The sequence below is a fragment of the Edwardsiella tarda ATCC 15947 = NBRC 105688 genome, from assembly GCF_003113495.2.
Taxonomy (GTDB): domain Bacteria; phylum Pseudomonadota; class Gammaproteobacteria; order Enterobacterales; family Enterobacteriaceae; genus Edwardsiella; species Edwardsiella tarda.
On the sequence record NZ_CP084506.1, the window covers coordinates 2,191,632 to 2,205,028 of the forward strand.

Below are 13,397 nucleotides of genomic sequence, written 5' to 3' on the forward strand. Positions count from 1 at the left end.
TCGTGAACGCGTTGCGCCACACGCGGCCTGTCCCCCTTACCAATCATGGTGCTGGCAGTGCCAGCGAAACTGTTCGATCAACGCCTGCGCCGCTTGCGTCAACGGGCGCTTGCGCGGGTAAATCAATCCATAATGCCCGACCGGCAGATGGAACTGTTCGATCGGTAACGCCGTCAGCACCCCGCCGAACCGCGCCTCACGCAGACGCGCCCGGGACAGAATGGTCAGGTAGTCACCATTCATCACCAGATTCATTATGCACACCGTAGAATCCGTCAAGATGGGGTAGTGCGGATTATCCGGGTGGTCGAACGGGATAATGCAACGGATATGATGGTAATAGCCCATATCCGTTTCCGGCATCACCCACTTGGCCTGACATAATGCCGCTAACTCACGACAATTCGCTAACGGATGTCCGCGCCTTGCGACAATACAAAATGGCGCATCAAATAACGGTATAGAAATAAAGTCTCCCAGTGGCATTTCATCCGTCAATGTCCCTATGGCAAAATCGAGTCTCCCGTCACGTAAACTGGGTAATAATGTAGAAAGCTGTGCTTCCTTAACATTAATCACGGTCGCTGGAAACCCCTGTTTAAAATCATTCAACACTTTATTTAACACCGTTATTCCGAACAGCGAAGAAATACCTAGGGCGACATGGCCATGGCTATTCTTAGTTATTTGCTCAACTTCCTCCGCCGCCTTTTCTAACTCTTCCAGAATCAAGTGAGCACGAATCGCAAAGGATTTCCCGGCATCCGTCAGGGTCACGCCCTCGTTGCTTCTGATCAACAACGTCGCGCCCATATGGTGCTCTAACTCCTTGAGTGTACGAGTTAAAGCCGGTTGCGACTGATCCATCTTTCGCGCCGCCGCCCGAATACTCCCACTGCGGATCACCTCATTAAATACCTTCAATTGTTGTATTTTTGGCAAATAACGCATCGCTCCCCCTATCAGTTTTTTTTATCATCGTAAAACTAATAGCATATTACCCTGCCACCAATTTTCCGTTAAATCTATAAGCATCATACTGACTTTAACCATCATAAAAAAGAGCATCAACCTGGGGAGCGATTTTTATGCTGACAATAATCTTAGGCGTCGCGGTATTAATTGCCACGGTCATTTTATTGATTAAACGCTACGACACCCGCACCACACTAATCGGTGCTGGGATTCTATTATGTATTATTTCCCTCGCGCCGATGAATGCATTCAACGCGTTCACCACGCGCATGACCACATCGGGCTTGATCGAGTCTATCTGTAGCAGTATGGGCTTTGCCTATGTGATGAAATTTACCGGCTGCGATATGTGTTTGGTCCGCCTATTAACGCGCGGTCTGAGCAAGCTGGGCTTTCTGCTGGTGCCGACAGCCGTTGCCGTCACCTTCGTCATCTGCATCGCCATCCCCTCTGCCGCCGGCGTCTCGGCGGCGGTGGGGGCTACGCTGATCCCCCTGCTGATCGCCGCTCGCGTCCACCCCGCCATCGCCGGCGGCGCCGTGCTCTCGGGCACGCTGGGCGCCTACCTGAATCCTGGCGTGGCGCATAATGCCTTTATCTCCCATATTTCCAAGACGCCACTGATGGATTTCGTCTTCTATCATGCCCCGACGACCATCATCTGCGCCGTGATCTGCGCCGTCTGCCTGACCCTGGTCGCCTTTGCCAGCCACGGTCTGAACTACCATCCGGATGGTGCAACCCTGCAAGACGGAGCGCGTGAGCAAGAGGAGCCGCTGCGCAACCTGCGTTTTTATCTCCAAACCCTCGCCCCGTTTCTCCCGGTACTCCTGTTGGTGTGCTCCAGCCTGGGCTGGCTCGGCAGTAGCAAAATGGGGGTGCCCGCGGCGATGATCATCGGCTCTCTGTACGCGTTACTCATCACACGCGTGAGCCCCAGCGCACTGACCAAAAGTTTCTTCGACGGTATGGGCGCCTCCTACGCCAACATCCTCGGCATCATCATCGCCGCGGCCGTCTTCATCGAGGGGCTCAACGCCGTCGGCTTAATCAAGGCGTTCATCCAACTGCTGACCGACTCGCCGGAGTTCGCCCGCTGGGGCGGCACCCTCGGCCCCTTTCTGATGGGGCTGATCACCGGTACCGGCGACGCCACCGCCTTTGCCTTTAACGAAGCCGTCACCCCGCACGCCGGTGATTTTGGCTATCAGGTCAATAATCTGGGGGCTGGCGTCATGCTCGCCTCGGCTCTCGGCCGTAATATGTCGCCGCTCGCCGGAGCCGCCATCGTCTGCGCCGGGCTGGCGGGTGTCAGTCCGGTCGATATCGCCAAGCGCACCGCGCCAGGCGCCATCGTCGCCGTGTTGTACGTCGCGCTATTTTTTCTTTAATGCTATAGGGAGATCATGATGACCCTTTCCGATACGGAGCAGCTACGCCAATGGCGTCGGATGTTCCACCAGCTTCCCGAGCCCGGCTGGAGCGAATTCATTACCACCGCCCGTTTGATCGAGATGTTACGCGCCATGGGCTACCGCGTATTACCGGGCGCGGCATTTCTCTCCCGTGAGCATATCCAGGGACGTAACGAGGAGGAGGTGGCCCAAGGCCTAGCGCGCGCGCGGGCCTTCCCGGTCGAGGCGGCACTGCTGGCCGAGATGGAGGCATTAACCGGCTGCGTCGCCCTACTGGAAACGGGCCGTCCGGGGCCAACCATTGCCCTGCGCTTCGACATCGACTGCGTCGCCGTCCATGAAAGCGAGGCACCGCAACATCGGCCACAGGCGGCCGGCTTCGCCTCGCGCCATCCCGGCTGCATGCATGCCTGCGGGCATGACGGCCACATGACCATCGGGCTCGGCGTCGCCCAGACACTGTATGCATTACGCGATCGCCTCTGCGGCACGGTGAAGCTACTGTTTCAACCGGCGGAGGAAGGGGTGCGCGGCGCCAAACCGGTCGCGGAAGGGGGGATCCTAGACGATGTTGACTATTTCCTCTCGGCCCATATCGGCATGGGGGTTCCCAGCGGCGAGATCGTCGTCGATCCACGCGATTTTCTCTGCACCACCAAGTTGGATCTGCGTTTCTTCGGCGCCCCGGCGCATGCCGGTATGATGCCTCAGGGGGGAGCCAACGCCTTGGCGGGCGCTTGCCACTGCGTGACCCAACTCCTGGCGATCCCTCGACACAGCGCGGGGATGTCACGCATCAACATCGGTACGCTACGTGCCGGCGAAGGGCGTAACGTGATCCCCGCCTATGCCGAGATGCAGTTAGAGGTTCGTGGGGAGAACCGCGCCATCAATGATTATATGCAGCAACAGGTCCTACGTATCGCCGAGGGCATCGCACAGAGCTTCGCGCTACGGGTCGAACATCAGGTAATGGGCAGCGCCGTCGATCTCCACAACGATGCGACGCTGATGACGCTGGTAGCGGATATCGCCAGCCAGCAGCTGGATCTGCGCATCGGAGAGGCCAGCTTTGGCGGCAGCGAGGATGCCACGCTACTGGTGGAGCGAGTACAGGCGCACGGTGGCCAGGCGGCCTATATCGTACTGGGCGCCGATCTGACGGCGGGCCATCATCAGTCCGCCTTCGATTTTGACGAGGCCGTGCTGGGCCAGGGCGTTGCTCTCTTTAGCGCCTGTGTCGAGCGCCTCTGCCAGCGCTAAACCCCCCAGATCGCCCGGCTCATCACACCATATGGCTGGCCGGGCGTTAGCCACTCAGCGTCGCGGCGGGGTCGCCTCATCCGAGGCGCCCTTGCCGTCATAGGGGCCATGAAAATAGTCCACCGGTGCGTACAGGGTATCGGCCAATAAGGAGAAGGGAAGATCGATAAAGGCGCGACTGCGCGTCAAAAAATCGTAGTCATAATTCCCGGATCCGCTGACGCGCGCCATGTCGTTGCGCACGCCGGGGTAATAGGTGTGACCATCCTGCATGGTGGTCCGTCCCATAATGCTGCCGCACCCCGCCAACAACAGCGCGGCACCCCCGATCAACACAGCTCTCAACAGTCGCTGTTTCATGTTTATCTCCCTGAAATGTCGCTAAGCATCGATGATAATCAAGATCGTCCCAACGACCTAGCGGCGCGCATCCTGCGTGCCGATTTTTTTGCCGCGGCTCACTGTTGTGCGTCGCGCCGGCGTCTCTTATACCAACGGAAGAGTAGCAACGCCAGCACCAAGCCAAGCAGTAGCGCGCCGCCGGCCCATAGACGCTGATGCGGATCAGCGAATAGGCGCAACAATAACTCGCTCGCCCCATAACCGAGAGTGACGATAGTCAACGCCCAAAGGATAGCCCCCAGTACGTTAAAGAGAATGAATTTGGCCGGGCGGACGCCCGAAGAGCCGATGATGATCGGACCGATGGTGCGAAACCCATAGGCGAAGCGCATGCCGAGGATCAACCAGCTCTCATTACGCCGGATCTTCGCCTGGACATAGCTGATCTTGGCCTGTTGGCCGGGAAAGCGCCGCAGGATCGGCGTGCCAAAGTGGCGGCCGACGAAATAGAGTGTCGTATCCCCCAAGATCGCGCCGATAATGGTCAACAACACCACCCAAGGGTAGAAGAGTAGATGTTTATGCGCCGCTGCCCCGGCCAGAAAGGCGATGGTTTCGCCTTCGATAATGCTGCCAATCACCACGGCAACATAGCCGTACTCCGTAATCCAGCGCGCTGCATCAATCATCGTTTATCCTTTATAGCGATATCGCGCCTATCATACCGTAAAAATGGCTATCGTCACGCCCGCCCTATGCAAGCGATACGACGATCCAACTGAATACAAGTTAAATCAATCGCAAAAACAGATATTACATATCTCTTTTTCTGGTAAATTTACGCATCGCTGATCCATAGCCGAGAGTACACGCGTTCACGTGCAGGAGGGAACAATCCATGAAGTCGCATCTCAAAACCAGCCACCAGCACACTCGCCACAGCGAGTATCAACTCTTTCTCCCCATCATCGCCCTGGGCGTGCTGGTGAGCAGCGGCCAACCCGCGACTCTCGGCGCATTGAGCGCATTAAACTTATTGGCGCTGGTCGCCATCCTGGTCAGCGCCTTCAGCGTAGTACGCCATGCCGATGTATTGGCACACCGCCTGGGTGAACCTTACGGCTCATTGATCCTCACCCTCTCGGTGGTGATTCTGGAGGTCAGCCTGATCTCGGCATTGATGGTGAGTGGCAAGGCGGCACCCGAACTGATGCGGGATACGCTCTACTCCATCGTGATGATCGTTACCGGCGGGCTGGTCGGCTTCTCGCTGCTGCTCGGCGGCCATAAGTTCGCCACCCAATATGTCAATCTCGGCGGTATCAAACAGTATCTTATCGCCTTAATCCCCTTGGCGATCATTGTGTTGGTTCTGCCGATGACGCTACCGGGCGATAACTTCACGCATGGCCAGTCGTTGGTGGTGGCGCTACTCTCGGCGGCAATGTATGGCGTCTTCCTATTGATTCAAACACGCACTCACCAGAGTCTCTTCATCTATGCGCATGAGGATGAGGGCGATGATCCGAACGATCCACACCATGGTAAGCCGTCGGCGCACAGTAATCTCTGGCATGCCAGCTGGTTGGTGGTCTACCTGGTCGCCGTCATCGCGGTGACCAAGCTGAACGCCCTGCCGTTGGAAGGGCTGCTCGGTGCCCTGAATGCCCCACAGCCTTTAACCGGTTTTCTGGTCGCGCTGTTGATCCTCTCACCCGAAGGGCTCGGGGCGTTGAAGGCGGTATTAGCGAATCAGGTACAACGCGCGATGAACCTGTTCTTCGGATCGGTGCTGGCGACCCTGTCACTGACCGTACCAACGGTCACCTTGATCGCGCTATTGACCGATCAGCCGCTGCTGTTTGGCCTGGAAGCCCCGCAAGCGGTGGTGATGCTGGCGGCGCTGATGCTGTGCCAAGTCTCGTTTAACACCGGGCGCACCAATGTGTTGAATGGGGCGGCGCACCTGGCGCTGTTCGTCGCCTATTTGATGACCCTGTTTATGTAGCGCGGGCGGGAGGGCATACCCGGCCCCCCCTCACCTGGGCCTCACCCCATCGGGCCAGGCCCAGTGGCTCGCGCCACCAGCATCACGACGGCCGTCGGGTAAAACGTACGCGGCGCGCAGACTCCCTCTCGGTGTCGAGGACAAAAAAACAGGCCACACACGGTGGCCTGTCGCGAGAGACTAAACAGAGGTTAGAATCCCAGGCTGTCCAGCAGATCGTCCACCTGCTCCTGGTTGGCGACCACACCCGGACCGTTCTGGTTCATCTGCGGGCCATTCAACAGGCTCTCGTTCTCACGCTTCGGTTTGGCGGGTTGTTCCGGCATGTTCTCCAACAGCACCATCAACAGCTGCTTTTCGATCTCCTGGATCACGTCCATCATGCGCTTGATCACCTGACCGGTCAGATCCTGAAAATCTTGCGCCATCATGATCTCAAGTAGCTGGCTATGAGTGAAGGCGGTATGCTCCGGTACCGCGCTCAAGAACTGGCGAGTATCCGTGACCAGCACCTTGGCCTCGTCCAACTCGATCGGATCCGCGAACCAGTCATCCCAACGTTGCTTCAGTGCCTTCGCTTCCTGCTCCATCAATGTCTGACGCGGCTGGGCCGCCTCGACGCAGTTCAGGGCGCGCTCGGCAGCCTGACGTGTCATCTGTACCACATAATCCAGGCGATCGCGCGCATCGGGGATGGCCTCGGCGGCCTGGGCGATGGCTTGATCCAAGCCAAGCTCTTTCATGCTGTCGCGCAGCATGCGCGTCAAATGACCAATCCGCGCGATGATCTCGCCGGCATCGGTGACGGGCATCGGATGTTCGTTCATCGTAACTCCTTAGATCCCGAGCTTCTCAAAAATCTTGTTCAGCTTCTCTTCCAGCGTTGCGGCGGTAAACGGCTTGACCACATAGCCGCTGGCACCCGCCTGGGCGGCGGCGATGATATTCTCTTTCTTCGCCTCGGCCGTCACCATCAACACCGGCATCTTGTTCAGCGTGCCATCCGCGCGGATCGCCTGCAGCAGTTGCAAACCATCCATGTTGGGCATGTTCCAGTCAGACACCACAAAGTCGAAGCCGCCGGCACGTAGCTTCGCCAGTGCATCGGCGCCATCCTCCGCTTCCTCTACGTTGTTAAATCCCAGCTCTTTTAACAGATTGCGTACGATACGACGCATGGTAGAGAAATCATCGACAACCAGAAAACGCAGATTCTTATCCGCCATACTAACTCCTAAAAAAAGCCCTTGAGCCGGGGTGCAATAACCTGAAGACCAGGTATTCGTTAATGGCCGCGCGCATGACGCGGCCGACTATCGGTTAAATACGCAGCGCCTGCTTGGCACTGACTTGTGCCAGCATTCGCTGGCTGATCTGGGACAGATCGACCACTTCGTCGACGCCGCCCATCTGAATCGCCTCACGCGGCATACCAAACACCACGCAACTCGCCTCATTTTGCGCGATGGTATAGGCTCCGGCCTGGTGTAAACGCAGCATCCCCGCCGCACCATCGTTACCCATCCCCGTCAAGATCACCCCGACGGCGTTACGACCGGCGTGACGGGCGACAGAGTCGAACAGCACCTCGACGGAGGGACGGTGACGGTTGACCGGCGGCCCCTCATTCAGACGCGCGATATAGTTGGCGCCGCTGCGTGCCAACTCCAAATGGTGCGCGCCGGGCGCAATATAGGCATGGCCCGGCAGGATGCGTTCGCCATCCTCGGCCTCCTTCACCGTGATCTGGCACAGTTTGTTGAGGCGTTCGGCAAAGGAGCGGGTAAATCCCGGTGGCATATGTTGCGTGATCAATAGCGCCGGGCTGGTCGGTGGCAACGGTTGCAATACGTGACGAATCGCCTCGGTTCCGCCGGTAGAGGCGCCGATAGCGATCAATTTCTCACTGCTCAGTAGCGGACCGTGACTGAGGGTGGGCGGCGGTGTCTGGCCGCTCAGTTGACGCGGCAGACGAGCCCGAGCGGCAGTCCGGATCTTATCGGCGATCAGCTCGCTATAGGCCAGCATCCCCTCGCGGATCCCCAGTTGTGGCTTGGTGACGAAATCCACCGCTCCCAGCTCCAGCGCACGTAGCGTGATCTCCGATCCCCTACCGGTAAGGGAGGAGACCATCACCACCGGCATCGGGCGCAGGCGCATCAGTTTCTCTAAAAAGTCGAGGCCATCCATGCGCGGCATTTCCACATCTAACGTCAATACCTGTGGATTGAATTTTTTGATCAGATCCCGTGCGACCAGGGGGCCCTGTGCCACGGCGACCATCTCCATATCGGGATGGCTATTGACGATCTCCGTCATCAGTTGGCGCATCAACGCGGAGTCATCCACGCACAATACTCGGATCTTATTCATCGGCTCTCCTTCGTCAGCCCGTATACCGTCTGCCCGCGTAGTTGAAAATCGCGAGAGATCTGGCTGAAGTTCTCCGAATGGCCGGCAAACAGCAGGCCACCCGGCTTTAACAAGGGGATAAAACGACGCAAAATATTAGCCTGCGTTTGTTTATCGAAATAGATCATTACATTACGGCAAAAGATCGCATCGAACGGCCCCGGCAGATCCCAACGGCTGTCCAACAGATTCAACATCTGAAAATGGACCCGCTGGGCCAGTTCATGACGTATCCGGATCAATCCCTGGTGCGGCCCGGTGCCCCGCAGGAAAAAGCGCTGCAACTGCGCGTCGCTCAACAGCTTGGCCTCATCCTGGCGATAGATACCGCGGCGCGCCTTTTCCAACACTTGCGTATCGATGTCACTCGCCCACACCTGCGGCATCACCGCCGCAGGCCCCAATGCCTCGGCCAACGTCATGGCGATGGAGTAAGGCTCCTCGCCCGTCGAGGCCGCAGTGCTCCATACGCAATAGTTGTGCCGCCTGGCGCGCGCATGCTCCGCCAGGATCGGGAAGTGATGCGCCTCGCGAAAAAAGGCGGTCAGGTTCGTGGTCAAGGCATTGACGAAGGTCTGCCACTCCGCACTCTCCGGGTGACTCTCCAACTGTGCCAGATAGTCACCAAAATCATTCAGGTTCAACGCCCGTAGGCGACGGACCAACCGGTTGTAGACCATCTCACGCTTATGGTCGGCGAGTACGATGCCGGCCCGCTGGTAGATCAACTGGCTGATCCGCCGAAAATGGGCATCCCCCAACGTCAGACGTTGCATTGCCAGTGAGGAGACGTTGTTTTCCCCCTGTGCTGCCTGTTGTACTTGATTCGTCATCACTCACCAGTTCATTCGCCTACTTCAACTTCGCGATCCGCCAGGCGGATCGCCCATCAGCTGGTACCGTTAGCCACCGTTTCCACATCGTTGCGTAAACGGAAGGTGGCGACGGCGCGTGACAAGACATCGGCCTGACTCTCCAGCGATTGTGTCGCCGACGCAGCCTCTTCGACCAACGCGGCGTTTTGCTGGGTTACCTGATCCATCTGGGTAACCGCCTGTGCGACCTGCTCGATACCTCGACTCTGCTCCTCCGATGCGGAGCTGATCTCGCCCATGATATCGGTCACGCGCACCACCGAACGCACCACGTTATCCATGGTGTTCCCGGCATTTTCCACCAGGGTTGACCCCTGCTTCACTCGGCTGACCGATTCATCGATCAACCCCTTGATCTCTTTCGCTGCCTGGGCGCTACGTTGCGCCAGATTACGCACCTCACCCGCGACCACCGCGAAGCCACGTCCCTGCTCACCGGCACGCGCCGCCTCGACCGCCGCATTCAGCGCCAAGATATTAGTCTGGAAGGCAATGGCATCGATCACGCCGGTAATATCGCCAATTTTTTGCGAACTATGGGTAATGTCATGCATGGTACGCACGACCTGGCCCACGATCTCCCCACCTTCGCCGGCGGTACGCGAGGCTTCCTGCGCCAACTGCGATGCCTGGCGGGCATTATCGGCGTTCTGTTTCACCGTGGCGGTCAACTGCTCCATACTGGCGGCCGTCTCCTCTAACGAGGCCGCCTGCTGCTCGGTACGTGAGGAGAGATCGTTGTTACCGGCGCTGATCTCTTGCAACCCGGTATAGATGGCATCCGTTCCCTGGCGTACCGATAGCACGGTGCCCGCCAAGGCCTGCTGCATACTCCGCAGGCTGGCGTACAGCTGGCTGATCTCGTTGCGCCCATAGACCAGGATCTCACTCGACAGATCGCCCTGCGCAATGCGCTCAAAGTGGCTACGCATTACATCCAGCGGTCGTAATAGCATGTTACGCAGCCACCAGATGGCTACCGCCATCACCACCAGCAGAATAATCAGCGTCAGCAGCATCATCATCATGGAGAGATGATACGAGGACTGGTTATTCTCCCCGCCCTGCTTCAGCTCTTTCTCCACATGGTGATTCACCGTCTGCACACGTGCCTGAAACTGATCTTGAATACGCTGAGTCGGCTGATCCATAAAGCTTTGCAGCTGGCCCTGCTCCAACATCGAGGCCAGCTCATGTAATGCCTGGTTCAATGCCTGGTAACTCTGCGCGGTCTGCTGGGAGAGTACGCGGTCCTCCTCGTCGCTCTCGGAGTAGGCCATGTATCGCTGCATCGAGGCGTCGGCCTCTTTCAGAATGGCGCGCGCTCTTACCATCAACGCATCGATCTGCTCCTGAGGAATGTGCAATGCCGCACGGGTCGCCGCTCGGTTCAGCGTGTTACGCACCTGAAGCAATGCGACCCAGGTCTGATTCAACGACTCACGCTGTTCGTTGGAAAGCTGCACGCGCGCATAGTTATGGGTGTCAGCGCGTATCGATAGAAACGACATGCCATTGGAGGCAAGCTGCAGCAAACAAAATAACATCACCAACAGAAACAGGCTGGTCGATAGGCGGATTCGGTTAAGCACGATAAGCGTCCTCATTAGCCGGCAAGCTGTAGGGTACCGGCGCGATTATTATTCTTTCTCTTCTTACTCATGGGCCGATAGCGCCCTACGGCGATCGGCGGCGAAATGCGGCGAGGGCCTCCTGGCCGACGCCGCATGAGGGAGTATCAGAAGGTCTCCCAGTTGTCGCTATCATCAGCCGCTTTGGCTTTACTCGGTGGCACGACGGCACTGGCCGGTCGGCTCGTGGTTACCGGCGTTGCCACTACCGGCTCCTCCTCACGCAGCATTTCGATGCGGAATACGGCCACGGCCTGATTCAGATGACTGGCCTGCTCCTCGAGGGAGGCGGCGGCCGAGGCGGACTCTTCCACCAACGCGGCGTTCTGCTGTGTCACCCGATCCATCTCGGAAACCGCCTGAGCGACCTGCTCGATGCCGCGGCTCTGCTCATCAGAGGCCGAGGCGATCTCGCCCATGATGTCGGTGACACGCGTCACGGCGTTAACGATGTCGCCCATCGTCTCACCGGCCCCTTCGACGAGGACCGAACCGGTGTCGACCTTACTCACCGACTCCTCGATCAACCCTTTGATTTCTTTTGCCGCCTGAGCGCTACGCTGCGCCAGGTTGCGCACCTCGCCCGCCACCACGGCAAAGCCACGCCCTTGCTCACCGGCACGCGCCGCCTCTACCGCGGCGTTGAGCGCCAAGATATTGGTCTGGAAGGCAATGCCATCGATAACACCGGTAATATCGGCAATCTTCTGCGAACTGCTGGCGATGTCATGCATAGTCTGCACCACATTCGCCACCACCTTGCCGCCGCGCTCGGCGGTTTCCGAGGCACTCAAGGCCAACTGACTCGCCTGACGCGCGTTTTCGGCGTTCTGTTTCACCGTGGCGGTCAACTGCTCCATACTGGCCGCCGTCTCTTCCAACGAGGCGGCTTGCTGCTCGGTACGTGAGGAGAGATCGTTGTTGCCGGCGGAGATTTCACTCGCACCGCTGTAGATGGCACTGGAACCTTGGCGAACATCGCTCACGGTACGGATCAGCTCGCTCTGCATGTGGCGCAAGCTATCGGCCAATTGCCCCATTTCGTTGCTACCGTGTACCGAGATTTGTCCAGAGAGATCGCCGACGGCAAACTGACGAATATTGGCCATCAGGCTGTGGAGCGGACGGATCAACACGCGTTGGATCCCGAGCCAGACGGCGGCGATGGCGATGGCAACGCAGAACAGCACGCCAAACAGTAGCCACAACGACAGATCATAAGCCGTGCTATTAGCCGCGACCGCGCGCTGATAGAGACGATCGTTCTCCAGCAGATAGCTGTTATAGGCCTGCTCGAAGCTATCCTGATAGCGCTGTGTCGGCTGATCGAAGAAGGCTTTAATATTGCCCGCCGAGAGCAGTTGTATCAGTTCGGTCAAGGCGTTATGTAAGGTGTCATAGCGTTGATCGACCTGTTGGGCCGCGTCATCGCTCTGATCGGTCACCCGTGGGAGGTTATGGTAGTGCGCCCATTCACTCTCCGCTTGCTTCAGCTGACTTTGCGCCAGTTGCAGCAGGTCGGGTAGTGTCGCACCGGAACCGCTGTTGTTCTGATCGGCCATATAGCGGATCCCGGCGCGGTTCAGGGTGTTGCGGGTCTGGATCAGGGCCACCCAGCTATTATTCAAGGCGGCCTGTTGCTGACGAATAGTTTGCAAAACAGTGATGCTTTCCTTGTCGCTTTTCAGTGCGTCAAAGAACACTCCAGAGGAGGTTATCTGCAAAAGGCCAAATAACCCCAATACCAGCAGTAAGCTGGTCACAACTTTAATGCGGTTTAACATGGGCGTCTCATCTTTGCTGCATCAGATTTCAAGAATATCGGCGCACGGCAGGAAAACTTTACCTGTGTATGGTGGTTAAAGAATCTTTTTTAACCTGTAATTCCGATATTTTGTTTTGAAAACTCGCCAAGGCAGCGCGGATAAATCACCCAATTCGCCGCCCGAGCCACGGGCGGCGGACAACCATTAGGCCGTGACGCTATCGACCAGTGCCATCTCTTCGCTACTTAATAGCTTCTCGATATCCACCAGGATCAGCATGCGTTCGCCCAACGCCCCGAGGCCGGTCAGGTACTCGGTGGAGAGCGTAACGGCAAACTCCGGTGCCGGTCGGATCTGATCGGCGCTCAGCGACAGCACATCGGAAACGCCGTCTACCACGATGCCGACGACACGCTGGCTAAAGTTCAGCACGATCACCACGGTGTTTTCGTTATAGCTGACATCTTGTTGCGAGAATTTCACCCGCAGATCGATGATCGGCACGATCACACCACGCAGATTGGTCACGCCCTTAATAAAGGCAGGCGTATTGGCGATACGCGTCACCTGATCGTATCCGCGGATCTCCTGCACCTTGAGGATATCAATGCCATATTCCTCATCACCCAGCGTAAATACCAGGAACTCCTGGCCGACGGTCTCACCCGCCAGCTTGCTTACGGAAGCCAGTCCAGTCATGTCTGTTCACC

General features: G+C 57.8%; 13 protein-coding genes. 3 read left to right on the forward strand and 10 right to left on the reverse strand.

The window, feature by feature from the left end:
* Positions 1-36: 36 nt before the first annotated feature.
* The gene (locus tag DCL27_RS10185) at positions 37-951 is read right to left on the reverse strand and encodes a LysR substrate-binding domain-containing protein (protein ID WP_005284674.1); all 915 of its coding nucleotides are present in this window, start codon (positions 949-951) and stop codon (positions 37-39) included.
* Positions 952-1,088: 137 nt separating this feature from the next.
* On the opposite strand from DCL27_RS10185, the gene dcuC reads away from it, so the two are divergent.
* Entirely contained in the window at positions 1,089-2,366 is a 1,278-nt protein-coding gene (gene dcuC / locus DCL27_RS10190) for a C4-dicarboxylate transporter DcuC (RefSeq protein WP_005284671.1), read from the forward strand.
* 18 nt (positions 2,367-2,384) lie between these two features.
* Complete coding sequence (locus DCL27_RS10195; RefSeq protein ID WP_005293039.1) at positions 2,385-3,653, forward strand: M20 family metallo-hydrolase; 1,269 nt, start codon at positions 2,385-2,387, stop codon at positions 3,651-3,653.
* 54 nt (positions 3,654-3,707) lie between these two features.
* Here DCL27_RS10195 and DCL27_RS10200 read toward each other — a convergent pair whose 3' ends face one another.
* Both DCL27_RS10200 and DCL27_RS10205 read right to left on the reverse strand, forming a co-directional pair.
* The gene (locus DCL27_RS10200) at positions 3,708-4,013 is read right to left on the reverse strand and encodes a YceK/YidQ family lipoprotein (protein ID WP_005284663.1); all 306 of its coding nucleotides are present in this window, start codon (positions 4,011-4,013) and stop codon (positions 3,708-3,710) included.
* Between the two features lie 98 nt (positions 4,014-4,111).
* Positions 4,112-4,684: a DedA family protein gene (locus DCL27_RS10205; RefSeq protein WP_035598096.1), complete on the reverse strand. Its 573-nt coding sequence runs from the start codon at positions 4,682-4,684 to the stop codon at positions 4,112-4,114.
* 209 nt (positions 4,685-4,893) lie between these two features.
* On the opposite strand from DCL27_RS10205, the gene chaA reads away from it, so the two are divergent.
* Positions 4,894-6,003, forward strand: a complete 1,110-nt coding sequence (chaA, locus tag DCL27_RS10210) for a sodium-potassium/proton antiporter ChaA (protein WP_035598093.1) — start codon at positions 4,894-4,896, stop codon at positions 6,001-6,003.
* Between the two features lie 191 nt (positions 6,004-6,194).
* Here chaA and cheZ read toward each other — a convergent pair whose 3' ends face one another.
* The 7 genes from cheZ to cheW all read right to left on the reverse strand — a co-directional run bounded on the left by cheZ (position 6,195) and on the right by cheW (position 13,386).
* Complete coding sequence (gene cheZ, locus DCL27_RS10215; protein ID WP_005284651.1) at positions 6,195-6,830, reverse strand: protein phosphatase CheZ; 636 nt, start codon at positions 6,828-6,830, stop codon at positions 6,195-6,197.
* A 9-nt stretch (positions 6,831-6,839) separates the two neighbouring features.
* Positions 6,840-7,229 carry a chemotaxis response regulator CheY gene (cheY, locus tag DCL27_RS10220; protein ID WP_005284648.1) on the reverse strand — a complete coding sequence of 130 codons (390 nt, stop codon included), beginning with the start codon at positions 7,227-7,229 and terminating at the stop codon, positions 6,840-6,842.
* 94 nt (positions 7,230-7,323) lie between these two features.
* On the reverse strand, positions 7,324-8,376 hold the full coding sequence (locus DCL27_RS10225; protein ID WP_228594426.1) for a protein-glutamate methylesterase/protein-glutamine glutaminase: 1,053 nt from the start codon (positions 8,374-8,376) through the stop codon (positions 7,324-7,326).
* Positions 8,373-9,248 (reverse strand): protein-glutamate O-methyltransferase CheR, encoded by an 876-nt coding sequence (gene cheR, locus DCL27_RS10230; protein WP_005284639.1) that lies wholly within the window; start codon positions 9,246-9,248, stop codon positions 8,373-8,375. The genes DCL27_RS10225 and cheR overlap by 4 nt, the downstream gene beginning before the upstream one ends.
* Positions 9,249-9,304: 56 nt before the next feature.
* Positions 9,305-10,882: a methyl-accepting chemotaxis protein gene (locus DCL27_RS10235; protein WP_005293027.1), complete on the reverse strand. Its 1,578-nt coding sequence runs from the start codon at positions 10,880-10,882 to the stop codon at positions 9,305-9,307.
* A 146-nt stretch (positions 10,883-11,028) separates the two neighbouring features.
* Entirely contained in the window at positions 11,029-12,705 is a 1,677-nt protein-coding gene (locus DCL27_RS10240; protein WP_005293024.1) for a methyl-accepting chemotaxis protein, read from the reverse strand.
* A 186-nt stretch (positions 12,706-12,891) separates the two neighbouring features.
* Positions 12,892-13,386, reverse strand: coding sequence for a chemotaxis protein CheW (cheW, locus tag DCL27_RS10245; RefSeq protein WP_005284624.1), 495 nt, complete (start codon positions 13,384-13,386; stop codon positions 12,892-12,894).
* Positions 13,387-13,397 lie beyond the last annotated feature (11 nt).

Excerpts from the sequence above, each read along its gene's own strand:
- DCL27_RS10185 (WP_005284674.1), bottom strand. The coding sequence starts at position 951 with ATGCGTTATTTGCCAAAAATACAACAATTGAAGGTATTTAATGAGGTG.
- dcuC (WP_005284671.1), top strand. The coding sequence starts at position 1,089 with ATGCTGACAATAATCTTAGGCGTCGCGGTATTAATTGCCACGGTCATT.
- DCL27_RS10195 (WP_005293039.1), top strand. The coding sequence starts at position 2,385 with ATGACCCTTTCCGATACGGAGCAGCTACGCCAATGGCGTCGGATGTTC.
- DCL27_RS10200 (WP_005284663.1), bottom strand. The coding sequence starts at position 4,013 with ATGAAACAGCGACTGTTGAGAGCTGTGTTGATCGGGGGTGCCGCGCTG.
- DCL27_RS10205 (WP_035598096.1), bottom strand. The coding sequence starts at position 4,684 with ATGATTGATGCAGCGCGCTGGATTACGGAGTACGGCTATGTTGCCGTG.
- chaA (WP_035598093.1), top strand. The coding sequence starts at position 4,894 with ATGAAGTCGCATCTCAAAACCAGCCACCAGCACACTCGCCACAGCGAG.
- cheZ (WP_005284651.1), bottom strand. The coding sequence starts at position 6,830 with ATGAACGAACATCCGATGCCCGTCACCGATGCCGGCGAGATCATCGCG.
- cheY (WP_005284648.1), bottom strand. The coding sequence starts at position 7,229 with ATGGCGGATAAGAATCTGCGTTTTCTGGTTGTCGATGATTTCTCTACC.
- DCL27_RS10225 (WP_228594426.1), bottom strand. The coding sequence starts at position 8,376 with ATGAATAAGATCCGAGTATTGTGCGTGGATGACTCCGCGTTGATGCGC.
- cheR (WP_005284639.1), bottom strand. The coding sequence starts at position 9,248 with ATGACGAATCAAGTACAACAGGCAGCACAGGGGGAAAACAACGTCTCC.
- DCL27_RS10240 (WP_005293024.1), bottom strand. The coding sequence starts at position 12,705 with ATGTTAAACCGCATTAAAGTTGTGACCAGCTTACTGCTGGTATTGGGG.
- cheW (WP_005284624.1), bottom strand. The coding sequence starts at position 13,386 with ATGACTGGACTGGCTTCCGTAAGCAAGCTGGCGGGTGAGACCGTCGGC.